Origin of the sequence: Proteus genomosp. 6 (assembly GCF_040139785.1) — a bacterium.
In the GTDB taxonomy this organism is placed as follows: Bacteria; Pseudomonadota; Gammaproteobacteria; order Enterobacterales; family Enterobacteriaceae; genus Proteus.
In genome coordinates, this window is sequence record NZ_JBEEVJ010000020.1 from 1 (window position 1) to 25286 (window position 25286).

At 42.0% G+C, this 25286-nt stretch carries 44 protein-coding genes; 38 read left to right on the forward strand and 6 right to left on the reverse strand.

Annotated elements, in window-relative coordinates; translation table 11 throughout:
* The 33 genes from ABN212_RS17710 to ABN212_RS17870 form a co-directional block, all read left to right on the forward strand.
* The coding region (locus tag ABN212_RS17710) for an elongation factor Tu (protein WP_072077167.1) at positions 1–75 on the forward strand (75 nt) is incomplete at its 5' end.
* A 225-nt stretch (positions 76–300) separates the two neighbouring features.
* The gene (gene bfd / locus ABN212_RS17715) at positions 301–498 is read left to right on the forward strand and encodes a bacterioferritin-associated ferredoxin (RefSeq protein ID WP_196534405.1); all 198 of its coding nucleotides are present in this window, start codon (positions 301–303) and stop codon (positions 496–498) included.
* Between the two features lie 77 nt (positions 499–575).
* Entirely contained in the window at positions 576–1049 is a 474-nt protein-coding gene (gene bfr / locus ABN212_RS17720) for a bacterioferritin (RefSeq protein WP_109374370.1), read from the forward strand.
* A 348-nt stretch (positions 1050–1397) separates the two neighbouring features.
* Positions 1398–1709: a 30S ribosomal protein S10 gene (gene rpsJ, locus ABN212_RS17725; protein ID WP_001181005.1), complete on the forward strand. Its 312-nt coding sequence runs from the start codon at positions 1398–1400 to the stop codon at positions 1707–1709.
* 32 nt (positions 1710–1741) lie between these two features.
* Complete coding sequence (gene rplC, locus ABN212_RS17730; protein ID WP_109374369.1) at positions 1742–2371, forward strand: 50S ribosomal protein L3; 630 nt, start codon at positions 1742–1744, stop codon at positions 2369–2371.
* A 16-nt stretch (positions 2372–2387) separates the two neighbouring features.
* On the forward strand, positions 2388–2993 hold the full coding sequence (gene rplD / locus ABN212_RS17735) for a 50S ribosomal protein L4 (RefSeq protein ID WP_023583466.1): 606 nt from the start codon (positions 2388–2390) through the stop codon (positions 2991–2993).
* Positions 2990–3292: a 50S ribosomal protein L23 gene (gene rplW / locus ABN212_RS17740; RefSeq protein ID WP_004246962.1), complete on the forward strand. Its 303-nt coding sequence runs from the start codon at positions 2990–2992 to the stop codon at positions 3290–3292. The genes rplD and rplW overlap by 4 nt, the downstream gene beginning before the upstream one ends.
* Before the next feature lie 19 nt (positions 3293–3311).
* The gene (gene rplB, locus ABN212_RS17745; RefSeq protein WP_006535497.1) at positions 3312–4136 is read left to right on the forward strand and encodes a 50S ribosomal protein L2; all 825 of its coding nucleotides are present in this window, start codon (positions 3312–3314) and stop codon (positions 4134–4136) included.
* A gap of 14 nt (positions 4137–4150) precedes the next feature.
* Positions 4151–4429: a 30S ribosomal protein S19 gene (gene rpsS, locus ABN212_RS17750; protein ID WP_004246960.1), complete on the forward strand. Its 279-nt coding sequence runs from the start codon at positions 4151–4153 to the stop codon at positions 4427–4429.
* Positions 4430–4443: 14 nt separating this feature from the next.
* Entirely contained in the window at positions 4444–4776 is a 333-nt protein-coding gene (gene rplV / locus ABN212_RS17755; protein ID WP_006535498.1) for a 50S ribosomal protein L22, read from the forward strand.
* Positions 4777–4793: 17 nt separating this feature from the next.
* Positions 4794–5495: a 30S ribosomal protein S3 gene (rpsC, locus tag ABN212_RS17760; protein ID WP_023583467.1), complete on the forward strand. Its 702-nt coding sequence runs from the start codon at positions 4794–4796 to the stop codon at positions 5493–5495.
* A gap of 12 nt (positions 5496–5507) precedes the next feature.
* Positions 5508–5918: a 50S ribosomal protein L16 gene (gene rplP, locus ABN212_RS17765; protein WP_006535500.1), complete on the forward strand. Its 411-nt coding sequence runs from the start codon at positions 5508–5510 to the stop codon at positions 5916–5918.
* Positions 5918–6109 carry a 50S ribosomal protein L29 gene (rpmC, locus tag ABN212_RS17770; RefSeq protein WP_004238624.1) on the forward strand — a complete coding sequence of 64 codons (192 nt, stop codon included), beginning with the start codon at positions 5918–5920 and terminating at the stop codon, positions 6107–6109. Before rplP ends, rpmC begins: the two co-directional genes overlap by 1 nt.
* Positions 6109–6363: a 30S ribosomal protein S17 gene (gene rpsQ, locus ABN212_RS17775; RefSeq protein WP_023583468.1), complete on the forward strand. Its 255-nt coding sequence runs from the start codon at positions 6109–6111 to the stop codon at positions 6361–6363. The genes rpmC and rpsQ overlap by 1 nt, the downstream gene beginning before the upstream one ends.
* A gap of 176 nt (positions 6364–6539) precedes the next feature.
* Positions 6540–6911 (forward strand): 50S ribosomal protein L14, encoded by a 372-nt coding sequence (gene rplN, locus ABN212_RS17780; RefSeq protein ID WP_004246955.1) that lies wholly within the window; start codon positions 6540–6542, stop codon positions 6909–6911.
* A 10-nt stretch (positions 6912–6921) separates the two neighbouring features.
* Complete coding sequence (gene rplX, locus ABN212_RS17785) at positions 6922–7236, forward strand: 50S ribosomal protein L24 (RefSeq protein ID WP_006535502.1); 315 nt, start codon at positions 6922–6924, stop codon at positions 7234–7236.
* A 13-nt stretch (positions 7237–7249) separates the two neighbouring features.
* A complete protein-coding gene (rplE, locus tag ABN212_RS17790; protein WP_036933223.1) occupies positions 7250–7789 on the forward strand; it encodes a 50S ribosomal protein L5 in 540 nt (179 codons plus the stop codon).
* 12 nt (positions 7790–7801) lie between these two features.
* A complete protein-coding gene (gene rpsN / locus ABN212_RS17795; protein ID WP_006535503.1) occupies positions 7802–8107 on the forward strand; it encodes a 30S ribosomal protein S14 in 306 nt (101 codons plus the stop codon).
* 32 nt (positions 8108–8139) lie between these two features.
* Positions 8140–8532, forward strand: coding sequence for a 30S ribosomal protein S8 (gene rpsH / locus ABN212_RS17800; protein WP_100158931.1), 393 nt, complete (start codon positions 8140–8142; stop codon positions 8530–8532).
* A 14-nt stretch (positions 8533–8546) separates the two neighbouring features.
* Positions 8547–9080, forward strand: coding sequence for a 50S ribosomal protein L6 (gene rplF / locus ABN212_RS17805; protein WP_023583470.1), 534 nt, complete (start codon positions 8547–8549; stop codon positions 9078–9080).
* A 9-nt stretch (positions 9081–9089) separates the two neighbouring features.
* Complete coding sequence (gene rplR / locus ABN212_RS17810) at positions 9090–9443, forward strand: 50S ribosomal protein L18 (RefSeq protein ID WP_023583471.1); 354 nt, start codon at positions 9090–9092, stop codon at positions 9441–9443.
* A 14-nt stretch (positions 9444–9457) separates the two neighbouring features.
* Positions 9458–9958 (forward strand): 30S ribosomal protein S5, encoded by a 501-nt coding sequence (rpsE, locus tag ABN212_RS17815; RefSeq protein WP_023583472.1) that lies wholly within the window; start codon positions 9458–9460, stop codon positions 9956–9958.
* A gap of 5 nt (positions 9959–9963) precedes the next feature.
* Complete coding sequence (rpmD, locus tag ABN212_RS17820; RefSeq protein ID WP_036914634.1) at positions 9964–10143, forward strand: 50S ribosomal protein L30; 180 nt, start codon at positions 9964–9966, stop codon at positions 10141–10143.
* Between the two features lie 3 nt (positions 10144–10146).
* Positions 10147–10581: a 50S ribosomal protein L15 gene (gene rplO, locus ABN212_RS17825; RefSeq protein ID WP_004246944.1), complete on the forward strand. Its 435-nt coding sequence runs from the start codon at positions 10147–10149 to the stop codon at positions 10579–10581.
* Positions 10582–10588: 7 nt separating this feature from the next.
* The gene (gene secY / locus ABN212_RS17830) at positions 10589–11911 is read left to right on the forward strand and encodes a preprotein translocase subunit SecY (protein WP_006535510.1); all 1323 of its coding nucleotides are present in this window, start codon (positions 10589–10591) and stop codon (positions 11909–11911) included.
* 42 nt (positions 11912–11953) lie between these two features.
* Positions 11954–12070 carry a 50S ribosomal protein L36 gene (gene rpmJ, locus ABN212_RS17835; RefSeq protein WP_071788572.1) on the forward strand — a complete coding sequence of 39 codons (117 nt, stop codon included), beginning with the start codon at positions 11954–11956 and terminating at the stop codon, positions 12068–12070.
* A 146-nt stretch (positions 12071–12216) separates the two neighbouring features.
* Positions 12217–12573 (forward strand): 30S ribosomal protein S13, encoded by a 357-nt coding sequence (gene rpsM, locus ABN212_RS17840; protein WP_036914623.1) that lies wholly within the window; start codon positions 12217–12219, stop codon positions 12571–12573.
* Between the two features lie 16 nt (positions 12574–12589).
* Positions 12590–12979 (forward strand): 30S ribosomal protein S11, encoded by a 390-nt coding sequence (rpsK, locus tag ABN212_RS17845; RefSeq protein ID WP_002919257.1) that lies wholly within the window; start codon positions 12590–12592, stop codon positions 12977–12979.
* Between the two features lie 36 nt (positions 12980–13015).
* Positions 13016–13636, forward strand: a complete 621-nt coding sequence (rpsD, locus tag ABN212_RS17850) for a 30S ribosomal protein S4 (RefSeq protein WP_004246942.1) — start codon at positions 13016–13018, stop codon at positions 13634–13636.
* Positions 13637–13661: 25 nt separating this feature from the next.
* On the forward strand, positions 13662–14651 hold the full coding sequence (locus ABN212_RS17855; RefSeq protein WP_006535513.1) for a DNA-directed RNA polymerase subunit alpha: 990 nt from the start codon (positions 13662–13664) through the stop codon (positions 14649–14651).
* Positions 14652–14688: 37 nt separating this feature from the next.
* The gene (rplQ, locus tag ABN212_RS17860) at positions 14689–15075 is read left to right on the forward strand and encodes a 50S ribosomal protein L17 (protein ID WP_004246940.1); all 387 of its coding nucleotides are present in this window, start codon (positions 14689–14691) and stop codon (positions 15073–15075) included.
* Positions 15076–15372: 297 nt separating this feature from the next.
* Positions 15373–15786 (forward strand): Zn(2+)-responsive transcriptional regulator, encoded by a 414-nt coding sequence (gene zntR / locus ABN212_RS17865; RefSeq protein WP_069368787.1) that lies wholly within the window; start codon positions 15373–15375, stop codon positions 15784–15786.
* 50 nt (positions 15787–15836) lie between these two features.
* Positions 15837–16043 (forward strand): alternative ribosome-rescue factor A, encoded by a 207-nt coding sequence (locus tag ABN212_RS17870; RefSeq protein WP_109374368.1) that lies wholly within the window; start codon positions 15837–15839, stop codon positions 16041–16043.
* A 3-nt stretch (positions 16044–16046) separates the two neighbouring features.
* Here ABN212_RS17870 and mscL read toward each other — a convergent pair whose 3' ends face one another.
* From mscL to def, 5 genes are all read right to left on the reverse strand, one after another.
* On the reverse strand, positions 16047–16454 hold the full coding sequence (gene mscL, locus ABN212_RS17875) for a large-conductance mechanosensitive channel protein MscL (RefSeq protein WP_109374367.1): 408 nt from the start codon (positions 16452–16454) through the stop codon (positions 16047–16049).
* Positions 16455–16569: 115 nt separating this feature from the next.
* Positions 16570–17946, reverse strand: coding sequence for a Trk system potassium transporter TrkA (gene trkA / locus ABN212_RS17880; RefSeq protein ID WP_109396567.1), 1377 nt, complete (start codon positions 17944–17946; stop codon positions 16570–16572).
* 112 nt (positions 17947–18058) lie between these two features.
* Positions 18059–19327: a 16S rRNA (cytosine(967)-C(5))-methyltransferase RsmB gene (gene rsmB, locus ABN212_RS17885; RefSeq protein WP_109374365.1), complete on the reverse strand. Its 1269-nt coding sequence runs from the start codon at positions 19325–19327 to the stop codon at positions 18059–18061.
* 99 nt (positions 19328–19426) lie between these two features.
* A complete protein-coding gene (fmt, locus tag ABN212_RS17890) occupies positions 19427–20374 on the reverse strand; it encodes a methionyl-tRNA formyltransferase (RefSeq protein WP_196534408.1) in 948 nt (315 codons plus the stop codon).
* A 26-nt stretch (positions 20375–20400) separates the two neighbouring features.
* On the reverse strand, positions 20401–20925 hold the full coding sequence (gene def / locus ABN212_RS17895; protein ID WP_100158937.1) for a peptide deformylase: 525 nt from the start codon (positions 20923–20925) through the stop codon (positions 20401–20403).
* Between the two features lie 130 nt (positions 20926–21055).
* Here def and dprA point away from each other — a divergent pair, with 130 nt between their 5' ends.
* The 5 genes from dprA to ABN212_RS17920 are packed head-to-tail and all read left to right on the forward strand — an operon-like array spanning position 21056 to position 24426.
* Positions 21056–22201, forward strand: coding sequence for a DNA-processing protein DprA (dprA, locus tag ABN212_RS17900; RefSeq protein WP_198630534.1), 1146 nt, complete (start codon positions 21056–21058; stop codon positions 22199–22201).
* Positions 22202–22219: 18 nt separating this feature from the next.
* A complete protein-coding gene (locus ABN212_RS17905) occupies positions 22220–22777 on the forward strand; it encodes a topoisomerase DNA-binding C4 zinc finger domain-containing protein (RefSeq protein ID WP_196534410.1) in 558 nt (185 codons plus the stop codon).
* Complete coding sequence (tsaC, locus tag ABN212_RS17910; RefSeq protein WP_160229882.1) at positions 22770–23339, forward strand: L-threonylcarbamoyladenylate synthase type 1 TsaC; 570 nt, start codon at positions 22770–22772, stop codon at positions 23337–23339. The genes ABN212_RS17905 and tsaC overlap by 8 nt, the downstream gene beginning before the upstream one ends.
* 5 nt (positions 23340–23344) lie before the next feature.
* Positions 23345–24169 (forward strand): shikimate dehydrogenase, encoded by an 825-nt coding sequence (aroE, locus tag ABN212_RS17915; RefSeq protein ID WP_198626633.1) that lies wholly within the window; start codon positions 23345–23347, stop codon positions 24167–24169.
* Positions 24166–24426 carry a DUF1488 family protein gene (locus tag ABN212_RS17920; RefSeq protein ID WP_196534412.1) on the forward strand — a complete coding sequence of 87 codons (261 nt, stop codon included), beginning with the start codon at positions 24166–24168 and terminating at the stop codon, positions 24424–24426. Before aroE ends, ABN212_RS17920 begins: the two co-directional genes overlap by 4 nt.
* Here the strand turns inward: ABN212_RS17920 and ABN212_RS17925 are convergent.
* Positions 24402–24965: a gamma carbonic anhydrase family protein gene (locus ABN212_RS17925; protein WP_349443531.1), complete on the reverse strand. Its 564-nt coding sequence runs from the start codon at positions 24963–24965 to the stop codon at positions 24402–24404. The genes ABN212_RS17920 and ABN212_RS17925 overlap by 25 nt on opposite strands.
* Between the last annotated feature and the right edge of the window lie 321 nt (positions 24966–25286).

Consider the following 25286-nt stretch of genomic DNA (forward strand, 5'->3'; position numbering starts at 1 on the left):
GACGGTTTACGTTTCGCTATCCGTGAAGGTGGCCGTACAGTAGGTGCGGGCGTTGTTGCTAAAGTATTAGGTTAATTCCTGATAGATTTATGCATGAAGAGGGCATCGTTAGATGCCCTTTTTTTTGTATCTGAAGATTAGCTATTTTAAATTACAATGAAGCATTAATATTTTTCCTTGCTTTATCATTTTTATCTTTTGCGATATAGGTAAGTATACTTAAGTTAAATAAATAGAAATTGAAATCATAATAATTATCATTTACTATCTTGCTCGTGAGAAGTTAATGAGGTTGTTATTATGTACGTATGTCTTTGCCACGGTGTGAGTGATAAAAAAATTATCTCTACTGTCCATAAACATCAAATCCGCACTATTAATGAATTACGTCAGATCCTGCCTGTTGGTAGCTGCTGTGGTAAATGTGTACGCCAAGCTCGTCAACTGATCGAAAATGAGCAATCTGCTCTTTACCCTCAAATTTCTGAAGTTGCATAACAAATTTTAAATTTCCTTTCTCTCCTCTTTGTATAAAAGGTCTACACTGAAAAGACTGGAAGCAAAGGAGCATAAAAATGAAAGGTGATAAAAAAATGATAGCCCACCTTAATAAATTATTAGGTGGTGAACTTGTTGCAATTAATCAGTATTTCCTGCATGCCCGAATGTTCAAAAATTGGGGACTCACACGCCTCAATGAAATGGAATACCATGAATCCATCGATGAGATGAAACACGCTGATAAATATATTGAGCGTATTTTGTTTCTTGAAGGAATTCCAAATTTACAAGACTTAGGCAAACTGAATATCGGTGAAGATGTTGAGGAAATGCTACGTTCTGATCTTGAATTAGAATTAGGTGGTGCCAAAGATCTACGTGAAGCAATTGCTTACGCAGATTCTATTCATGACTATGTCAGTCGTGATCTTATGCTAGAAATCTTAACTGATGAAGAAGGGCATATTGATTGGCTTGAAACCCAGCTCGAACTTATCGAACGCTTGGGGCTTCAAAATTATTTACAAGCCCAAATTATCGAAGAGTAACTCACTCACAATAAAAGAATGATTTACTTTCTTCTATAAATTATTGAATGCTTTTTGAAGCAAAGGTAATGAAGGTTGCCTTTGCTTTTTTTTATTTTAAAAAGGTAAAGCGAATTTTTATCGCTGATTTTTTATTCTTGGCTTGATTTCATCACTCAGGCAAGTATAATGCGCAGGCTCACTGATTTAGTGGGGCTGATTAATCAGCTAATGCAGATTTTATATTGCATTAATATAATACTCCCAATTGGGGAGTTATATGCAGAACGATTACACTCTCTCATCAATCGAAATGGGTACGAGTAGTGATCATTTACGTTTATAAAAAATAGTTGGAGCTCTGGTCTCATGCAGAACCAAAGAATCCGTATCCGCCTGAAAGCTTTTGATCATCGTCTGATTGATCAATCAACTGCGGAAATCGTAGAGACTGCTAAGCGCACTGGTGCGCAAGTTCGTGGTCCAATCCCACTGCCGACTCGCAAAGAGCGTTTCACAGTGTTGATTTCTCCGCACGTTAATAAAGATGCGCGTGATCAGTATGAAATTCGCACTCACAAACGTCTGGTTGACATCGTTGAGCCAACCGAGAAAACCGTTGATGCTCTGATGCGTCTGGATCTGGCTGCCGGCGTAGACGTGCAGATCAGCCTAGGTTAATCAGGTCATCAAGCGATTGAGAGGTTGAAACAATGATTGGTTTAGTCGGTAAGAAAGTAGGAATGACTCGTATCTTCACTGAAGATGGCGTTTCAATCCCTGTAACCGTTATCGAAATTGAAAACAACCGTGTTACTCAGATCAGAGATCTTGAGAAAGACGGTTATCGTGCCGTTCAGGTGACTACTGGTAGCAAAAAAGCTAACCGTGTACTGAAACCTGAAGCAGGTCATTTTGCTAAAGCTGGTGTTGAAGCTGGCCGCTTACTACGTGAATTCCGTCTGAATGAAGGCGAAGAATACACTGTAGGTCAAAGCATTAGCGTAGAAATTTTCGCTGACGTTAAAAAAGTCGACGTTACTGGAACATCTAAAGGTAAAGGTTTTGCTGGTACTGTAAAGCGCTGGAACTTCCGTACTCAAGATGCTACCCACGGTAACTCCTTGTCTCACCGTGTTCCGGGTTCTATCGGTCAGAACCAGACTCCGGGTAAGGTGTTCAAAGGCAAGAAAATGGCAGGTCAACTGGGTAACGAACAAGTTACCGTTCAGAGCCTGGAAGTAGTACGTGTTGACGCTGAGCGCAACCTGCTGCTGGTCAAAGGTGCTGTTCCAGGTGCAACTGGCAGTGACCTGATCGTTAAACCAGCTGTCAAGGCGTAACGTCGAGGAGATAGGAATGGAATTGGTAATGAAAGACGCGCAAGGCGCGCTGACTGTTTCCGAAACTACCTTCGGGCGTGACTTTAACGAAGCGCTTGTGCATCAAGTAGTCGTTGCATACGCTGCTGGTGCTCGTCAAGGTACTCGTGCTCAGAAAACCCGTGCTGAAGTTTCTGGTTCAGGTAAAAAGCCTTGGAGACAGAAAGGTACAGGTCGTGCACGTTCAGGTTCAATCAAGAGCCCAATTTGGCGCTCTGGTGGTGTTAGCTTCGCAGCTAAACCACAGGACCACAGTCAAAAAGTAAACAAAAAGATGTACCGTGGTGCTCTGAAGAGCATTCTGTCTGAACTGGTACGTCAAGATCGTCTGATCGTCGTAGAGAAGTTCTCTGTTGAAGCTCCTAAAACTAAGCTTTTAGCGCAGAAACTGAAAGATATGGCTCTGGAAGATGTTCTGATCATCACTGCTGATGTAGATGAGAATCTGTATTTAGCAGCACGCAACTTATATAAAGTTGACGTACGTGATGCAGCAACAATCGACCCTGTTAGCTTAATCGCCTTCGACAAAGTCGTCATGACTGCTGACGCTGTGAAGCAAGTTGAGGAGATGCTGGCATGATCCGTGAAGAACGTCTGCTGAAAGTACTGCGCGCGCCGCATGTATCTGAAAAAGCTTCTATCGCGATGGAAAAATCAAACACCATCGTTCTCAAAGTTGCTAAAGACGCGACCAAAGCAGAGATTAAAGCAGCTGTACAAAAACTGTTTGAAGTCGAAGTTGAAAGTGTTAACACTCTGCTGATGAAAGGCAAAGTGAAACGTCACGGTCAGCGTATTGGTCGTCGTAGCGACTGGAAAAAAGCTTACGTCACCCTGAAGGAAGGCCAGAATCTGGACTTCGTCGGCGGCGCTGAGTAAGTCGGAGGAGTAAAGAACAATGGCAATTGTTAAATGTAAACCTACGTCTCCGGGCCGTCGCCACGTAGTTAAAGTGGTAAACCCTGAGCTGCATAAAGGGAAACCTTATGCGCCATTGCTGGAAAAGAACAGCAAGTCCGGTGGTCGTAACAACAATGGTCGTATCACTACCCGTCATATCGGTGGTGGTCACAAACAGGCTTACCGTATTGTTGACTTTAAACGCAACAAAGATGGTATCCCTGCGACAGTAGAACGTCTGGAATATGATCCAAACCGTTCAGCTAACATCGCTTTAGTGCTGTATGCTGATGGTGAACGTCGCTACATTCTGGCTCCAAAAGGCCTGAAAGCGGGTGATAAAGTTCAGTCTGGCGTTGATGCTGCTATCAAAGCGGGTAACACCTTACCAATGCGTAATATCCCGGTTGGTTCTACAGTTCATAACGTAGAAATGAAACCAGGTAAAGGTGGTCAGTTAGCTCGTTCAGCTGGTACTTACGTTCAGATCGTTGCTCGTGATGGTGCTTATGTCACTATTCGTCTGCGTTCTGGTGAAATGCGTAAAGTTCCTTCTGATTGCCGTGCAACTATCGGTGAAGTTGGCAACTCTGAGCACATGTTACGCGTTCTGGGTAAAGCTGGTGCAAGTCGCTGGCGTGGTATTCGTCCTACCGTTCGCGGTACTGCGATGAACCCAGTCGATCACCCACATGGTGGTGGTGAAGGTCGTAACTTTGGTAAACACCCAGTAACACCTTGGGGCGTTCAAACCAAAGGTAAGAAGACTCGTAAAAACAAACGCACTGAACATTTCATCGTTCATCGTCGTACTAAGAAATAATTAGAGGATAAGCCATGCCACGTTCTCTCAAGAAAGGTCCTTTCATTGACCTGCACTTGCTGAAGAAGGTAGAGAAAGCGGTGGAAAGCGGTGACAAAAAGCCTGTTAAGACTTGGTCCCGTCGTTCAACGATCTTTCCTAACATGATCGGTTTGACCATCGCTGTCCATAATGGTCGTCAGCATGTTCCAGTTTACGTTTCCGACGAAATGGTTGGTCACAAACTGGGTGAATTCGCGCCGACCCGTACTTATCGCGGTCATGCAGCCGATAAAAAGGCTAAGAAAAAATAAGGTAGGAGGAAGAGATGGAAACTATCGCTATGCATCGCCACGCTCGTTCTTCTGCTCAGAAGGTTCGCTTAGTAGCTGACCTGATTCGCGGTAAGAAAGTGTCGCAAGCTCTGGAAATTTTAACCTTTACCAACAAGAAAGCTGCTGGTTTAGTGAAGAAAGTACTGGAGTCTGCTATTGCTAATGCAGAACACAACGATGGCGCTGACATTGATGATCTGAAAGTAGCTAAGATCTTTGTTGACGAAGGTCCTTCTATGAAGCGCATTATGCCTCGTGCAAAAGGCCGTGCAGATCGTATTCTGAAGCGCACCAGCCACATCACTGTGGTTGTGTCTGATCGCTGAGACTCTGGAGACTAGCAATGGGTCAAAAAGTACATCCTAATGGTATCCGCCTTGGCATTGTCAAGCCTTGGAATTCCACATGGTATGCGGGTACCAATGAATTCGCTGACAACCTAGACAGCGACTTTAAAGTACGTCAGTACTTAACTAAAGAACTGGCTAAAGCATCTGTATCTCGTATCGTTATCGAACGTCCTGCGAAAAGCATCCGTGTGACTATTCACACTGCTCGCCCAGGCATCGTTATCGGTAAAAAAGGTGAAGATGTTGAAAAACTGCGCAAAAACGTAGCGGATATCGCTGGCGTTCCTGCGCAAATTAATATCGCCGAAGTACGTAAACCTGAACTGGACGCAAAATTAGTTGCTGACAGCATCACTTCACAGCTGGAACGTCGTGTTATGTTCCGTCGTGCTATGAAGCGTGCGGTACAGAACGCTATGCGTTTAGGCGCTAAAGGTATTAAAGTGGAAGTAAGTGGTCGCTTAGGCGGCGCTGAAATCGCTCGTACTGAATGGTATCGTGAAGGTCGTGTACCTCTGCACACTCTGCGTGCAGATATCGACTACAATACCTCAGAAGCACAAACCACTTATGGTGTGCTCGGCGTTAAGGTATGGATCTTCAAAGGTGAGATCCTGGGTGGTATGGCTGCAGTTGAACAGGCGGAAAAACCGGCTGCTCAACCTAAAAAGCAGCAGCGTAAAGGCCGCAAGTAAGGAGAGTCGCTGATGTTACAACCAAAGCGTACAAAATTCCGTAAAGTGCACAAAGGCCGCAACCGTGGCTTAGCTGCTGGTGCGGATGTAAGCTTCGGGACTTACGGTCTTAAAGCTGTGGGCCGTGGTCGTCTGACTGCACGTCAGATCGAAGCGGCACGTCGTGCAATGACCCGTGCAGTTAAGCGTCAGGGTAAAATCTGGATCCGTGTGTTCCCAGACAAACCAATCACTGAAAAGCCGCTCGAAGTCCGTATGGGTAAAGGTAAAGGTAACGTTGAGTATTGGGTTGCCTTAATCCAGCCAGGTAAAGTCCTGTATGAAATGGATGGTGTGCCTGAAGAACTGGCCCGTGAAGCATTCAAGCTGGCGGCAGCAAAACTGCCTATCAAAACCACCTTTGTAACTAAGACGGTGATGTAATGAAAGCAAAAGAGCTGCGCGAAAAGAGCGTTGAAGAGCTGAACACAGAACTGCTGAATTTACTGCGCGAGCAGTTTAACCTGCGTATGCAGGCAGCAAGTGGTCAGTTACAACAGTCTCATCTGTTGAAACAAGTGCGTCGTAATATCGCACGCGTTAAGACTTTACTGACTGAGAAGGCGGGTGCGTAATGACCGATAAAATCCGTACTCTGCAAGGTCGTGTAGTTAGTGACAAAATGGAGAAATCTATTGTCGTTGCTATCGATCGTATGGTTAAACACCCATTATATGGTAAGTTTATCCGTCGTACGACCAAACTGCATGTACATGACGAGAACAACGAATGTGGAATTGGTGACGTAGTAGAAATTCGTCAAACACGTCCACTGTCTAAGACTAAGTCTTGGGCGTTAGTTCGCGTTGTAGAAAAAGCTGTTCTGTAATAAAATAGCCTTTTCGTACGAAATAAACGGCTCAAAACTGAACGAGCCGTTTATTTTTTCTGTCCATATCGAGAATGTGGTGTTATAATGCCGCTCCCTCGTATTATGGGATATTGAACGGCCTCTTCTAATGTGGAAGTGGCTCAGTAGTAGTTGACATTTAGCGGAGCACTAAAATGATCCAAGAACAGACTATGCTGAACGTGGCCGACAACTCCGGTGCACGTCGCGTAATGTGTATCAAGGTTCTAGGTGGCTCGCACCGTCGCTACGCAGATGTAGGTGACATCATCAAAATTACCATCAAGGAAGCAATTCCACGTGGTAAAGTTAAGAAAGGTGATGTACTGAAAGCGGTAGTGGTGCGCACCAAGAAGGGTGTTCGTCGCCCTGACGGTTCTGTCATTCGCTTCGATAGCAACGCTTGTGTATTGTTAAACAACAACAGCGAGCAAGTTATTGGTACGCGTATTTTTGGGCCGGTTACTCGTGAACTTCGTAACGAGAAGTTTATGAAAATAATCTCTCTGGCACCTGAAGTACTCTAAGGAGCAGGCAATGGCAGCGAAAATCCGTCGTGAAGACGAAGTTATCGTGCTGACTGGTAAAGATAAAGGTAAGCGCGGTAAAGTAAAACAGGTTCTTTCTTCTGGTAAAGTTATCGTTGAAGGTATCAATCTGGTTAAAAAACATCAGAAGCCAGTTCCGGCTCTGAACCAACCAGGTGGCATCGTTGAAAAAGAAGCTTCTATCCAAGTTTCTAACGTTGCAATCTTCAATGCGGCAACCGGCAAGGCTGACCGTGTAGGTTTTAGATTCGAAGACGGCAAAAAAGTTCGTTTCTTCAAGTCTAATAAAGAAACTATCAAGTAATTTGGAGTATACGATGGCGAAACTGCATGATTACTACAAAGACGAGGTAGTCCAAAAACTGATGTCTCAGTTTGGTTACCATTCTGTCATGCAAGTCCCTCGGGTCGAGAAGATCACCCTGAATATGGGTGTTGGTGAAGCGATTGTTGATAAAAAACTGCTGGACAATGCAGCAGCTGATTTAGCAGCAATCTCAGGTCAAAAACCTTTGATCACCAAAGCACGCAAATCTGTTGCAGGCTTCAAAATCCGCCAGGGCTATCCGATCGGCTGTAAAGTGACCCTGCGTGGCGAACGCATGTGGGAGTTCTTTGAACGCCTGATCTCTATTGCTGTACCACGTATCCGTGACTTCCGTGGTTTGTCCGCTAAATCATTTGATGGACGTGGTAACTACAGCATGGGCGTACGTGAGCAAATCATCTTCCCTGAAATCGATTACGATAAAGTGGATCGTGTTCGTGGTTTGGATATTACCATTACTACGACTGCGAAATCAGATGATGAAGGTCGCGCACTGTTAGCAGCGTTTAACTTCCCGTTCCGCAAGTAAGGCAGGGCATTCATGGCTAAGAAATCTATGAAAGCACGTGATGTAAAACGTGCGAATTTAGCTGAGAAATTCTTCGCAAAACGCGCAGAACTGAAAGCTATCGTTTCAGATGTGAACGTGTCTGACGAAGATCGTTGGAATGCTGTTCTGAAACTGCAAACTATGCCACGTGATTCAAGTCCTTCACGTCAGCGTAACCGCTGCCGTCAAACTGGACGTCCGCACGGTTTCCTGCGGAAATTTGGCCTCAGCCGTATTAAAGTCCGTGAAGCCGCTATGCGCGGTGAAATCCCGGGCCTTAGAAAGGCTAGCTGGTAATTACCATAATTGAATCACGGGAGTAAAGACAGATGAGCATGCAAGATCCCATCGCGGATATGCTGACCCGTATCCGTAACGGTCAGGCCGCGAACAAAGTTGCGGTCACAATGCCTTCCTCCAAGCTGAAAGTGGCGATTGCCAACGTGCTTAAGGAAGAAGGTTATATTGAAGATTTTAAAATTGAAGGCGACACTAAGCCAGAACTGGAAATCACTTTAAAATATTTCCAAGGTAAGGCTGTAGTAGAAAGCATTCAGCGCGTAAGCCGTCCAAGTCTGCGCATCTATAAAAGAAAAGATGAGCTGCCAAATGTTATGGCAGGACTGGGCATCGCTGTTGTTTCTACCTCAAAAGGTGTTATGACTGATCGTGCAGCTCGCCAAGCAGGTCTTGGTGGCGAGATTATCTGCTACGTAGCTTAATTCGGGAGGAAAGAATGTCTCGTGTGGCAAAAGCACCCGTCGTCATTCCTGCCGGCGTAGAGGTTAAACTCAACGGTCAGGTAATTACGATTAAGGGTAAAAACGGCGAGCTAACTCGTACTATCCATAATGCAGTTGAAATTCAACATGCTGACAACCACTTAACTTTCGCACCTCGTGATGGTTTTGCTGATGCATGGGCACAGGCGGGTACTACTCGTTCTCTGTTAAATGCAATGGTTGTAGGTGTTACCGAAGGCTTCACTAAGAAACTGCAACTGGTAGGTGTAGGTTATCGTGCGTCTATTAAAGGCAATGCGGTTAACTTATCAGTAGGTTTTTCACATCCAGTGGAACACCAACTGCCAGCAGGCATCACTGCTGAATGCCCAACACAAACTGAAATCGTACTGAAAGGTGCGGATAAGCAAGTGATTGGTCAAGTAGCAGCTGAACTGCGTGCTTACCGTCGCCCTGAACCTTATAAAGGTAAAGGTATTCGTTACGCCGACGAAGTTGTGCGTATCAAAGAGGCTAAGAAGAAGTAAGGTAACACTATGGATAAGAAAGCAGCTCGTATCCGTCGTGCGACCCGCGCACGCCGTAAGCTCCAGGAATTGGGTGCGACTCGCCTGGTGGTACACCGTACCCCTCGCCATATTTATGCGCAGGTTATTGCACCAAACGGTTCTGAAACTTTGGTGGCCGCTTCTACTACAGAAAAAGCTATCATTGAGCAACTGAAAAACACTGGAAACAAAGAAGCAGCAGCAGTAGTTGGTAAAATTGTTGCTGAACGCGCTCTGGAAAAAGGTATCAAAGTAGTATCATTTGACCGTTCCGGTTTCCAATATCATGGTCGAGTCCAGGCACTGGCAGATGCTGCCCGTGAAGCTGGCCTTCAGTTCTAAGGTAGGAGTGTAAGATGGCTCACATCGAGAAACAAGCTGGCGAACTGCAGGAAAAGCTGATCGCGGTAAACCGCGTATCTAAAACCGTTAAAGGTGGTCGTATCTTTAGCTTCACCGCTCTTACAGTAGTTGGTGATGGTAATGGCCGCGTTGGTTTTGGATATGGCAAAGCTCGCGAAGTTCCGGCAGCAATCCAGAAAGCGATGGAAAAAGCCCGTCGCAATATGAAAACCGTCGCTTTAAACAACGGTACTCTGTTCCACCCTGTTAAAGGTACTCACACAGGCTCACGCGTATTTATGCAGCCTGCTCATGAAGGTACCGGTATCATCGCAGGTGGTGCAATGCGTGCAGTTCTAGAAGTGGCTGGCGTTCGTAACGTACTGGCTAAAACCTATGGTTCCACTAACCCGATTAACGTGGTTCGTGCAACACTGGACGCTTTAGATAGCATGAAGTCTCCAGATATGGTCGCAGCTAAGCGTGGTAAATCCGTTGAAGAAATTCTGGGGTAATGACCATGGCTAAGACTATTAAAATTACTCAAACACGCAGCTTAATCGGCCGTCTGCCTAAACATAAGGCAACTATGACTGGTTTAGGCCTGCGTCGCATCGGTCACACTGTAGAACGCGAAGATACACCAGCAGTTCGCGGTATGATCAACTTGGTTTCCTATATGGTTAAAGTTGAGGAGTAAGAGATGCGTTTAAATACTCTGTCTCCGGCTGAAGGTGCCAAGCATGCGCCTAAACGTGTAGGTCGTGGTATCGGTTCTGGCTTAGGTAAAACTGGCGGCCGTGGTCACAAAGGTCAGAAATCTCGTTCTGGCGGTGGCGTACGTCGTGGTTTTGAAGGTGGCCAGATGCCTTTATATCGTCGTTTACCAAAATTTGGTTTTACTTCACGTAAATCATTCGTGACTGCGGAAATCCGTCTGTCTGATTTAGCTTACGTTGAAGGCGATGTAATCGATCTGAATGCACTGAAAGCCGCAAACGTTGTTGGCCCACAGATTGAATTTGCAAAATTAATTCTGTCTGGCGAGGTTAACCGTGCAGTGACTATTCGTGGTCTGCGTGTTACCAAAGGTGCCCGTGCAGCAATCGAATCAGCTGGCGGTAAAATTGAGGAATAAGTGACAGATGGCTAAACAACCAGGTTTAGATTTTCAGAGTGCTAAAGGTGGTGTTGGTGAACTAAAACGCAGACTTTTGTTTGTTCTTGGTGCACTTATTGTCTTTAGGATTGGCTCTTTTATTCCTATCCCTGGTATTGATGCCACTGTGCTTGCCAAATTGCTCGATCAGCAAAAAGGCACCATCATTGAAATGTTTAACATGTTCTCTGGTGGTGCTCTTAGCCGTGCTTCTATCTTTGCGCTGGGTATCATGCCTTATATTTCGGCATCGATTATTATCCAACTCTTATCAGTGGTTAACCCTCGGTTAGCAGAGATTAAGAAGGAAGGGGAGGCCGGTCGTCGTAAGATCAGCCAATATACCCGTTATGGTACTTTGGTGCTGGCGATATTCCAATCAATTGGTATCGCAACAGGCTTACCGAATATGCCAGGAATGCAAGGTCTGGTAATTAATCCAGGCTTACCATTCTATATTACGGCTGTTGTGAGCTTAGTCACTGGGACAATGTTCCTAATGTGGTTAGGTGAGCAAATCACTGAACGTGGTATTGGTAACGGTATCTCAATTATTATCTTTGCAGGTATCGTTGCAGGTCTTCCGCCTGCCATTGGTCAAACCATCGAGCAGGCGCGGCAAGGCGAACTGCACTTCCTCCTGTTATTGTTGGTTGCAGTATTAGTGTTCGCAGTTACTTTCTTTGTTGTTTTTGTAGAAAGAGGACAACGTCGTATCGTTGTTAACTATGCAAAACGTCAACAAGGGCGTAGAATATACGCGGCACAAAGTACACATCTACCACTTAAAGTAAATATGGCGGGTGTTATACCAGCAATTTTTGCTTCAAGTATTATCCTGTTTCCTGGTACAATAACCTCTTGGTTTGGCGATGGTACAGGGTGGGGTTGGCTGACGACGATTTCTTTAAATCTACAGCCTGGTCAACCTATTTATGTGTTACTATACGCTGCTGCAATCATATTCTTCTGTTTCTTCTATACGGCGTTGGTTTTCAACCCAAGAGAAACGGCAGATAACCTGAAGAAGTCCGGTGCATTTGTACCAGGAATTCGCCCGGGAGAGCAGACGGCTAAATATATAGATAAAGTAATGACACGTTTAACCTTAATCGGTGCCTTGTATATTACCTTTATCTGTCTCATCCCGGAGTTCATGCGTGACGCAATGAAAGTACCTTTCTATTTTGGTGGTACTTCCCTCTTAATCGTGGTTGTGGTCATCATGGATTTTATGGCTCAAGTGCAAACTCTCCTGATGTCAAGTCAGTATGAGTCTGCATTGAAAAAAGCAAATCTTAAAGGTTAATTACTGATAAGCGATTTGTTTTAGAAGTTACGGAGAGTAAAAATGAAAGTTCGTGCTTCCGTCAAGAAAATGTGCCGTAACTGCAAAATTGTTAGACGTCACGGTCACGTGCGTGTAATTTGCAGCGTCGAGCCTAAGCATAAACAGCGTCAAGGCTAATTTATTGCATTTTTTTCTTGCAAAGTTCGGTTGAGCTGGCTAAATTAGCCAGCCCAATCTTTTATAATATATACAGTATTGTTTGAGTATCCTGAAAACGGGCTTTTCAGAATGGTACTGTATAACTGCTAATTTAGGAGTGCATAGTGGCCCGTATAGCAGGCATTAACATTCCTGATCATAAACATACTGTAATCGCATTAACTTCGATTTACGGTATCGGTAAGACCCGCTCACAGGCTATCTGTGTAGCTGCTGGTATTGCTGAAAATGTTAAGATCAGTGAGCTGTCTGAAGAGCAAATCGACAAGCTGCGTGACGAAGTTGCCAAATACGTTGTAGAAGGTGATCTGCGTCGTGAAGTTACCCTGAGCATCAAACGTCTGATGGATCTTGGTACTTACCGTGGTTTACGTCATCGTCGTGGTCTACCAGTTCGCGGTCAGCGTACTAAGACTAACGCACGTACCCGTAAGGGTCCGCGTAAGCCGATCAAGAAATAATCGGGGTATTTGAACAATGGCAAAAGCACCTATTCGTGCACGTAAGCGTGTAAGAAAACAAGTCTCTGACGGTGTGGCTCATATCCATGCTTCTTTCAACAACACAATCGTTACTATTACCGATCGTCAAGGTAACGCATTGGGTTGGGCTACTGCCGGTGGTTCCGGTTTCCGTGGTTCTCGTAAATCTACTCCGTTCGCGGCTCAGGTTGCAGCAGAACGTTGCGCTGAAGCTGTTAAAGAGTACGGAATTAAGAACTTGGAAGTTATGGTTAAAGGACCTGGTCCTGGTCGTGAGTCAACTATCCGTGCATTAAACGCGGCTGGTTTCCGCATCACTAATATTACTGATGTGACTCCGATTCCTCATAACGGTTGTCGTCCACCGAAAAAACGTCGCGTTTAATAACGTTTTCGTTTTTAGGAAAGTTGGAGAAAGAAAATGGCAAGATATTTGGGTCCTAAGCTCAAGCTGAGCCGCCGTGAAGGTACAGATTTATTTCTAAAATCTGGCGTTCGGGCGATTGACACCAAGTGTAAACTGGAACAAGCACCAGGTCAGCACGGCGCACGTAAACCGCGTCTTTCTGATTACGGTGTTCAGTTACGTGAAAAACAAAAAGTACGTCGTATTTACGGTGTTCTAGAACGTCAATTCCGTAACTACTACAAAGAAGCAACTCGTCTGAAAGGCAACACAGGTGAAAACCTGCTGACTTTGCTGGAAGGTCGTCTGGATAACGTTGTTTATCGTATGGGCTTTGGCGCAACTCGCGCAGAAGCACGTCAGATGGTTAGCCATAAAGCAATCATGGTAAATGGTCGCGTGGTTAACATTGCTTCTTATCAGGTTTCCCCGAATGACGTAGTCAGCGTTCGTGAAAAATCGAAAAAACAGTCTCGTATCAAGGCTGCTTTAGAGCTGGCTGAACAGCGTGAAAAGCCAACATGGCTGGAAGTTGATGCTGCTAAGATGGAAGGTGTGTTCAAACGTATTCCTGAACGTACTGACTTGTCTGCTGACATTAACGAGCACCTGATCGTCGAGCTTTACTCCAAGTAAGGCTTAGCACCAAAGAGAGGACACAATGCAGGGTTCTGTGACAGAGTTTCTAAAACCGCGCCTGGTTGATATCGAGCAAGTCAGTTCGACGCACGCCAAGGTGACCCTTGAACCATTAGAGCGAGGCTTCGGCCATACTCTTGGTAACGCACTGCGCCGTATTCTGCTTTCGTCTATGCCGGGTTGTGCGGTAACAGAGGTTGAGATTGATGGTGTACTGCATGAGTACAGCACCAAAGAAGGTGTTCAGGAAGATATCCTAGAAATACTGCTCAACCTTAAAGGGTTGGCGGTAAAAGTTCATGGTAAAGATGAAGTTATTCTTACTTTGAGCAAATCTGGCATTGGCCCTGTTATTGCAGCCGATATCATCCATGACGGTGATGTCGAAATCGTCAAGCCGCAGCACGTTATCTGCCACCTTACAGACGAAAACGCATCTATTAATATGCGTATCAAAGTTCAGCGTGGTCGTGGTTATGTGCCGGCTTCTGCCCGAATTCATTCGGAAGAAGATGAGCGCCCTATCGGTCGCCTTTTAGTAGACGCGTGCTATAGCCCAGTTGAGCGTATTGCTTATAATGTGGAAGCAGCTCGTGTTGAACAGCGTACCGACTTGGATAAGCTGGTTATCGAGATGGAAACTAACGGTACTATCGATCCAGAAGAATCGATTCGCCGTGCAGCGACTATCCTGGCTGAACAGCTTGAAGCTTTTGTTGACTTACGTGATGTTCGTCAACCAGAAGTTAAAGAAGAGAAGCCAGAATTCGATCCTATCTTACTGCGCCCAGTAGACGATCTTGAATTGACTGTCCGCTCTGCTAACTGTCTGAAGGCAGAAGCAATCCACTACATCGGTGATCTGGTACAGCGTACTGAAGTTGAATTACTTAAGACGCCTAACCTTGGTAAGAAATCTCTTACTGAGATTAAAGACGTACTGGCGTCGCGTGGTCTATCTCTGGGTATGCGCCTTGAGAATTGGCCACCTGCAAGTATCGCTGATGAATAAGATCACAGGTTAAGGTTTTACTGAGAAGGATAAGGTCATGCGCCATCGTAAGAGTGGTCGTCAATTGAACCGCAACAGCAGCCATCGTCAGGCTATGTTTCGTAACATGGCAGGTTCTTTAGTTCGTCATGAGATAATCAAGACAACTTTGCCTAAAGCGAAAGAACTGCGTCGCGTCGTTGAGCCGCTGATTACTCTTGCCAAGACCGACAGCGTAGCTAATCGTCGTCTGGCATTCGCCCGTACTCGTGATAACGAAGTCGTGGCAAAACTGTTTACAGTATTAGGTCCGCGTTTTGCGAGCCGTGCAGGTGGTTACACTCGTATTCTGAAGTGTGGCTTCCGTGCTGGTGACAACGCTCCAATGGCTTACATTGAGCTTGTTGACCGTGCTGATTCTGAAACAGAAGCAGCAGCTGAATAATTTAATTATTATTTAGTGAAGCGAATAAAAAGACCGGATTTTTAATCCGGTTTTTTTATATCTATTGAAAATGATAGCTACTGAAACTAGTTTTATAAAAATAACTTATCAAGCCATACTCCAACCTTTCTATTTGTTATTCCATGCTTTTTTACTTACTTTTGTGTTGCATCATATTTATTTTTTGTGATTTCAGCATACTGCTATTTTGATAAGATAAGCTTCGCACTATATTTCAATTCTATTATTTTGATTATTTGCTATGCTTATTCATCATTTAGAGTGAGGGAATGATCCATGTATCGTATTGGGCAGGTTGCAAAATTAGCGAATGTGACAACAGATACAATCCGTTTTTATGAAAAACAAGGATTGATGGATCATGACAGGCGAACAGAAGGTGGCTATCGCCTATATACAGAGCAAGATCTCCAACGTTTGCGTTTTATTCGTTATGCAAAAGAGTTGGGTTTTACATTAGACGCGATTACAGAGCTACTTTCTATTCGCGTTGATCCTGCTCATCACACTTGTGTTGAATCAAAGCATATTGTTGATGCAAGGCTTGCTGAAGTTGAAATTCGCTTGAAAGAAATGGAAAGAATGCGAGATTCATTGAAGATGTTAAGTAATGCATGTTGTGGTAGTGCTCATGAAAGTACTTATTGTTCTATTCTTGAAATACTTGAATCTGGCGCCACAAAGCAATAATATCTGTACCGTATTACGTTTTATGTTCTTTAACAATTTAAGAGGTTTTTATGTCTAGCAAATATCAGCACCAGAAAGGGGCTATTAAAGATAATGCTTTAGCAGCACTTGTTCATGATCCATTATTTAGACAACGCGTGGAAAAGAATAAGAAAGGAAAAGGAAGTTATATGAGAAAAGCAAAACATGACAAGAAGGGTAACTGGGAGGCCAGTGATAACAAAAGATTTTTTCAATTGTTATCACTGGCCTTTTAGTTTTTATTTTTGCTGATTTTTTAATAAATCACGAATTTCTGTTAATAGAGTTTCTTCTGCGGAAGGAGCCGGTGGTGCTTTAGGTGCTTCTTCTGCTTGACGACGTGTCTTATTGATTAATTTGATTGCGCAGAATATAGCAAATGCAACGATGGCAAAGTCAAAAACAGTTTGAATGAACATACCATAATTTAGGACAACAGCAGGCACATCTCCAGTTGCATCTCTTAATACAAGGCTAAATTGTTTAAAATCAATACCGCCAATTAATAATCCTAATGGTGGCATGATAATATCAGCAACTAGAGATGAAACAATCTTACCGAAAGCTGCACCGATGATGACACCGACTGCCATATCAACAACGTTGCCTTTCATGGCAAATTCACGGAACTCTTTGAAAAAAGACATAACCACCCCTTATTTATCTCAATATAGATTTATTATGTAAAAATATAGTATCTAACATGATAATAATAGACCATTATAAGTAACAATCACTATTATTCTTATTTCTACATAATCTTTATAAGAAAAATGGACTTGGCTGGAAAAGTTTTTCAACTTCAGGAACATATTTTTTATCAGTGATAAACATAATCACATGATCACCCTGTTCTATGGAGTGACTTGCGTTTGCAATAATAACATCTTGCTCTCTAACAATTGCACCAATGATGGTTCCTGGTGGTAGCTTTATATCTTGTATACGGCGGCCAACAACTTTTGATGTATTTTCATCACCATGTGCAACGGCTTCAATTGCCTCTGCAACACCTCGCCGTAATGATGAAACGCTAACAATATCAGCTTTACGAACATGGCCTAAAAGTGCAGAAATAGTTGCTTGTTGTGGTGATATTGCAATATCAATAACCCCACCTTGGACTAAATCAACATAAGCGCTACGCTGAATAAGTACCATTGCTTTTTTAGCACCCATTCTTTTTGCCAGCATCGCTGACATAATATTGGCTTCATCATCGTTAGTCAGTGCGATAAATACATCAATTTGTTCAATATGTTCTTCAGCAAGAAGTTCTTGATCTGATGCATCACCATAAAAAACGATGGTGTCATGGAGTAATTCAGCCAGTTCTGTGGCACGTTGCTGATTATGTTCAATAAGTTTGACGCTATAATCTTTTTCTAATCTAGCAGCTAAACCGGCACCGACATTACCACCACCAACAATCATAATGCGTTTATAAGGTTTTTCTAATCGTTGTAACTCGCTCATTACTGCACGAATATGCTGAGATGCGACGACAAAGAAAACTTCATCTCCAGCTTCAATAATTGTAGAGCCTTGAGGTCTTATAGGTCTGTCTTGACGAAAAATTGCAGCAACTCGTGTATCGATATGTGGCATATGATCACGTAATGTTGATAACGCATTCCCAACGAGAGAACCACCGTAATACGCTTTTACCGCAACAATACTGACTTGACCATCGGCAAAATTAACAACTTGTAAGGCACCTGGGTATTGGATCAATTTATAAATATAATCGATAACCAAATGCTCTGGTGAGATTAAATAATCAATGGGAATAGCTTCTGGGAGAAAGAGTTTATCTGCTTCACGAACAAATTCAGAGGCACGTATCCGAGCAACTTTATTAGGTGTATTGAACAGAGTGTAAGCAACTTGGCACGCTATCATATTGGTTTCGTCAGAGTTGGTGACGGCAACCAGCATATCTGCATCTTCAGCACCAGCTTCTCTTAAGATCCTTGGGTGAGATCCATGTCCATTGACTACTCGTAAATCGAATTTATCTTGAAGTTGGCGTAAGCGATCTGCATTAGTGTCAACGACAGTAATATCATTATTCTCCCCGACAAGATTTTCAGCGAGAGTACCACCTACTTGACCAGCGCCTAAGATAATAATTTTCATCGTAATTTCTCAGAGTATTCGATTAACAAATAGAAAAGAAACGCAAGATCTGGATGATCTTGCGTTGAAATAGTAGCGTTTTTTAGATCTGATATCATCTTTTATCACAAGATCATATTTTCTTGATCAATGCATAAAAGAAACCATCGCCACCTTCTGCTTCTGGTAAGCATTGGTGTTGATAATCGCATTGTGCATCTTTCGTTGATGCTAAAAATGCTTCAACTTGTTGTTTATTTTCTTCAGGTAAAATAGAGCAGGTTGCATATACCAACGTGCCACCAGATTTTAGGTATGGCCAAATAGCATGAAGGATCTCTTTTTGAATTTGAGCCAATTGCTCAATATCGTCATTACGACGAAGCCATTTTATATCTGGGTGACGACGGATAACACCAGTTGCTGAGCATGGTGCATCAAGAAGAACTCGGTCAAACTGCATGCCTGAACACCATTGTTCAGGATAACGACCATCACCACTTTTGACGACTGCATTAAGTTTTAAACGCGTAAGGTTCTCTTGTACACGTTTTAAACGTTGCTCATCTATGTCGATAGCTAATACGTGAGCCTGCGGAGCTATTTCTAAAATATGTGTTGTTTTACCACCAGGTGCTGCACATAAATCAAGGATCTGCTCTTTATTTTCTGGTGCTAATAATTCAGCACAACGTTGAGCTGAACGATCTTGAACTGTTACCCAACCATCAGCAAATCCTGGGAGAAGATTCACGTTGCATGGATTCTCTAAACGGATCGCGAAAGGGTGGCTATCATCAGCAATAGCGGGAATTTCTTCATTTCCAAGTAATGTTAAATATTCTTCTCGAGAATGATGGCGTTGATTTACACGTAACCACATTGGTGGCTTCTGGTTATTGCCTTCAACAATACTCATCCACTGCTCAGGGTAAGCCTGTTTAATACGAGTAAGTAGCCATGATGGATGGAGAAAACGATTTTCGCTATTTTGAAAACGTTCGTTCAGGATATCTTGTTGGCGTTGAAACTGACGTAACACACCGTTAATCAATCCTTTTAGCTGTGGTTTTTTTAGTGCAACAGCACCATTTACCGTCTCTGCTAGAGCTGCGTGAGCAGGAATGCGTGTATAAAGCAGCTGATATAAACCAACCATAATGAGGTAGTGTAAAATACGCTGTTTGCCTTTTAATGGTTTATCCATGAGTTGCTGAATAATCCATTCTAATTGTGGCAATGTGCGTAATACGCCAAAGCAGATTTCTTGCAATAAGGCTTTATCTTTGTCTGAAATATTTTTCTGAAGTTCTGGTATGACAGTGCTTAGAGACAAGCCTTGATCTAATACTTGATTGATAGCTTTTGCTGCAATGCTACGTAAGTTGTATGACGTTTTCATAATGAGTTAACGTTTAATATTGAGCGCCAGAGATGTATTACGTTGGCGTGAAAAAAGGAAAACCCTGATAATAATGTTAGATATCAGGGCTTAGAATTATTATTGAATGATTTTTCCAGGAGTGAACCAATCTCGCTTGGAGTTTAAGAAATCAGCAGAAGCCATAGGTTTCTTACCCGATGGTTGTAATTCAGTGATATTTAGAATGCCGTTACCTGTCGCAATATAAATACCCGTTTTATCTGCTTTTAATAAGGTTCCTGCAGGTTTATCTGTATTATCCGCTATAGCTTGTGCTTTCCATACTTTTACAGGTTGCTCGTCTAACATGAAAAAGCTCATTGGCCATGGATTGAATGCTCTAATGCAACGTTCAATCTGTTCTGCTGATAATGACCAATCAATCTTTGCTTCTTCTTTAGATAATTTTTGTGCGTAATTTGCTAAATTGTCGTCTTGTTTCTCAGCTTTTATTTTACCTGAGGTAATGAGATCTAACGTAGTTGTTAGAGCCTTAGGTCCAAGTTCTGCAAGTTTTTCATAAAGTGATGCGCTGGTATCTTCATTTGTAATTGGACATGATGCTTTATACAGCATATCGCCTGTATCTAAACCAACATCCATTTGCATAATTGTGACGCCTGTTTCTTTATCTCCCGCCCACAAAGAGCGTTGAATTGGTGCAGCACCACGCCATTTAGGAAGGAGAGAACCATGCACATTAAGGCAACCTAAACGCGGTATTTCAAGAACGGCTTTAGGTAAAATCATGCCATAAGCAACAACAATCATAATATCTGCTCGTTGTGCTGCTATCCACTCATGGTTCTCTTCTGGTTTTAAAGAGGCTGGTTGATAAACAGGAATATCATGAGTTAATGCCAGTTCCTTAACAGGGCTAATAGTCAGTTTCTTACCTCTTCCTGCGGGTTTATCTGGAGGAGTAAGGACTCCCACCACACGATGTTGAGTTGATAACAATGCAGCTAAATGCCGAGCCGCAAAATCGGGTGTTCCCGCAAAAATAATACGTAATGAATCAGACACGTTTTCTTCCTGTTTCAATTTAACTGTTACTGTCCTGTTTTAGCTCTTTTTTTATCTAGCTTATCGAGTTTTTCAACTTTTTGGCGGATGCGTTGGCGTTTTAATGGAGATAAATAATCTACAAATAGCTTGCCAACTAAATGATCCATTTCATGTTGAATGCAGATAGCTAATAAATCATCAGCTTCTAACTCAAAAGGTTGACCATTGTAATCAAGGGCTTTCACTTTTACGTGCTCTGCACGAGGAATAAAAGCACGCTGTTCTGGGATAGATAAACAGCCTTCTTCTATGCCTGTATCACCGTCGGCATCAAGAAGTTCTGGATTTATTAATACCAGTCTTTGATCTCTTGTTTCAGAGACATCAATGACGATAATGCGCTGGTGAATATTCACCTGTGTCGCGGCTAAACCGATACCTTCTTCCAAATACATCGTTTCAAACATATCATCGACAATTTTTTGAATTTCGGCATCAACTTTTTCGACTGGCTTTGCAATCGTGCGAAGGCGCTCGTCTGGATAATGTAATACGTGTAACACTGCCATAATTTATTCGGACTGTTTCTAAAATGTGAATAGGATTTAACGTCTATTCTAGACATTTATTGTCTAGATTGACAGTATTTGGTGTGTTTAGCGCTCACCCTGTTTGCTAAAAACAATATTAGGATAATGCATGGATGCTAGAGAAATATGGATAAGACTTAATGCTGTTTCAAGACTACCTATTAATAAAGCGATTCAAATTGCAAAGTATCTACAATCTTTGACTCAGTTAAATCAAAGACTATTAATAGGTTGTGGTCTGTCAGAACAGCAAAGTCATCAATTCTTAAGACTTCATGCAAATACTGTCAACGATACATTAAAGTGGTTAGATAAAAACGAATCATCATTATTAACGATTATAGATTCAGATTACCCATCTTTATTAAAGCAAATTTCATCACCGCCACTTTTGCTTTTTGTTGCAGGAAATAGGCAGCATTTAAAAAGCACACAAATTGCATTAATTGGTAGCCGAGTTGCTACACCCTATGGTTCCAAATGGGCAACTTATTTTGCACAGGAATTAGTAAAGAAAGAACTCACTATTACAAGTGGGTTAGCTCAAGGTATCGATGGTATAGGGCATCGAAGTGCATTAAAGAATAATGGTATTACTATTGCTGTACTAGGAAGTGGCTTAGAGCAGATTTATCCGTCATTTCATCGCACTCTTGCAACACAAATAAAAGAGTCTGGTCTTATTATTTCTGAACATTTACCTATGACACCACCTTTAGCGCGCCATTTTCCTCAACGTAACCGGATTATTAGTGGGCTAAGTGCTGCACTGCTTATTGTCGAAGCAGGAATTAAAAGCGGTTCTTTAATAACAGCAAATTATGCTTTGCAACAAGGTAAAGAGTTGTTTGTGTTACCTGGATTATTAGGAGATGCTCATTTTGAAGGTAATCACCAGCTTATTAAGCAAGGTGCAAATTTAGCATCTTCACCTGAAGATATTCTGGAATATTTAAATAGCTCTTTGCAGTGGCTTACTTGTGATAATGAGTATCAACAAAAAATTATAACAGATGAATATACGACATTTATCAATAATGAAAAACGAGAGGATAAAACAGAGCAACTTACACCAGAACAACAACACGCAATGGATGTGATATTGCCTTTTCTACGTTTTAATAAAATAGTACCTATTGATATCATTGCTCAGGATAGTGGATTATCAACTTCTGAATTAGCTCCTCTTTTATTAGAACTTGAGCTTATTGAAAAAATCGCTATTGTGGCTGGTGGCTATACTCGATTGGAATAAGTGTAATGAGGTAAAACAATGGCAAAGAATATGCCGTTTACACAGCAACCTGAGCAGGGAAAATGCCCTGAATGTGGTAGCGCATTAGTGATGAAAAATGGAGGACATGGCCCTTTTTTAGGATGCTCTGCTTATCCTGATTGCCACTATATTAAAACACTGAAACCACAAGGTGATGGGCAAATTATCAAAGTCCTAGAAGGACAACCTTGTAAGTGCTGTGGTGCTGATTTAGTTTTACGTCAGGGTAAATTTGGGATGTTTATTGGTTGTAGCAATTATCCTGAGTGTGAACATATAGAGCAAATTGATAAACCTGATGAAACTGTTATACCTTGCCCTCAATGTGAAAAAGGAAAGCTATTACAACGTAAGTCTAGGTTTGGTAAGACATTTTATGCTTGTAACCAATATCCAGAATGCCAATTTGTATTAAATAACAAACCTGTTAATGGTGAATGCGAATATTGCCACTATCCATTATTGATGGAAAAAAGGTCTTCTCAAGGAGTAAGATTGGTGTGCGCCAGCAAATTATGTGGAAAGCAACAAACAAAAAGAGAAGAACATGAATAACGAAGCATCACCTGTAAGCAATACTATTATAGAAGCATTAAAAAATAATAAAGTTATCGCATATCCAACAGAAGCTGTATTTGGGGTGGGTTGTGATCCTGATAGCGAGCATGCTGTTATGGCACTATTAATGTTAAAACAACGTTCAATTGAAAAAGGGCTAATTTTAATTGCTGATAATTATGAGCAATTGAAACCTTATATTGATGATAGTGCATTAACACAAACTCAACGAGACAGAATGTTTGCATCTTGGCCAGGACCAATTACATGGGTTATTCCTGCTAAATCAACGACGCCAAAGTGGTTAACTGGAAAATTTGCTTCTTTAGCCGTGAGAGTAACAGACCACTCAGTTGTTAAAGAGTTATGCTTAGCTTATGGAAAACCTTTAGTTTCAACGAGTGCTAACTTAAGTGGATTGCCACCATGTCGTACAGTTGAAGAAGTAAGAAAACAATTTGAGGATACAATTCCTATCGTTGAAGGGAATGTTGGAGGTAGACAGAATCCTTCTGAAATCCGAGATGCCTTAACAGGTGAATTGTACCGACAAGGGTGATTGTGATGGAAAAATATTTAGTGATGGGAAACCCTATCGAGCATAGTCAGTCTCCTTTCATTCACCAATTTTTCTCAAAACAAACAGGAATAGAGTATGGCTATGGACGCTTACTTGTTCCTTTAGGTGAATTTGATAAAACTGCCTCACATTTTTTTTCTAATGGGGGACGAGGTGCTAATGTTACTGTTCCTTTCAAAGAAGATGCATTCCGCTTTGTGGATAAATTAACAGATAGAGCAAAAGCATGTGGTGCAGTTAACTCTATTGTTAAATTAGAAGATGGATCACTTCTTGGTGATAACACTGATGGACAAGGACTTATTCTGGACTTAGCAAGGCTCGATTTTATCGTGCCTAATAAGGTTAAATCCGTCTTAGTTATTGGCGCTGGTGGCGCAACAAGAGGAATATTACTTCCATTACTTGATTACGATTGTGATATTACTTTAACCAATCGCACATTTACTAAAGCCGAGCAATTAGTAAAAGAGTTTAGTCAATTTGGAACAATCAGAGCAATAGCTGCTGAAGATGTTGCTGATAGACATTACGATTTAATTATAAATGCATCTGCATCTAGTATGACTAATGATTTACCACCGATTCCTAATGATGTTTATGGTTTTGAAACAGCGTGCTATGACCTTTATTATCAAACTGGAATGACTTCATTTCTATATAACGCATTAAAACATGGAAGTACGCGTTTATCAGATGGATTAGGTATGTTAGTAGGACAAGCGGCTTATGCATTTGAATTGTGGTATGAACTTGTACCGGATATTAATCCCGTCCTTAATGTATTAAGAGAAAGATTGAATAAATGAACCAATCCATTCAATTTCCAGATCGTGAAATATGGCTAACTGAAAATAGGAGTGTTCTTTTTCCTATAATGATCAATGGAATGCTTTTTGATTGTCAAATTACAGAACAAGAGCTTATTGAGCGTTTTGGTGTTGGTGAGGGAATTTTATTATTTAAACAAAATCGTTGGGATATTGAAGAAGAATTTGAAGAGTTGGTAACAGAGTATGAGTTATCAACTCTCCATCCTATCTATTCTTTATCAATGGTAGATTGATGAGTGGCTAAATAGTTATTTTTCCACCCGACATAATTATTAGCAGAATAGATAAAGTGCTCTATTTCTGCTGATGAAAGTGGGCGAACCTTTTTCACCGGACTTCCTAAGTAAAGAAAACCGCTTTCAAGCCGCTTTCCTGGCGGAACTAAACTACCTGCACCAATCATTACATCGTCTTCAATAATTGCACCATCAAGTAAAATAGAACCCATTCCTACTAAAACACGATCTCCGATTGTGCACCCGTGTAGAATTGCTTTGTGCCCAACAGTAACGTTATCACCAATAATAAGAGGAAAACCTTCAGGATCATTGGATGAGATATGAGTGACATGAAGAACAGAACCATCTTGAATATTTGATCTTTTCCCAATACTCACGTAATTCACATCACCACGAATAACAACCATAGGCCAAATACTGACATCTTCACTAATACGTACATCTCCAATCACAGTTGCTGTTTCATCAATAAAAACATCTTTATCAATAGAAGGTGAAAGGTGTAAGTAATTCCTGATTGTTGATTTCCCCATAATTTACCCTCGTACTTGGTTTCACTTTATAATAAGAAAAGCATAGCAGTGGATGGGGTGGGCTGGCGAGAGCAATGATTTTTATGATGCATGACTATAAAAAACGATAATAAAAGAGAAAGTAGAGCAATAGAGTGTGATTGATAGAATATACCGAATAGACAATAACAAGATAAAGCGTATATTTTTTACACACAAAAGATGTTTTCCGTATCAAAAATAGACGTAAAGTTCAAAAAGAGAACGAACAGAAAAAAAATTGAAATAAACACTTGCGCTAATCCGAGATCTCCCTATAATGCGCATCCACTGACCGGCGAT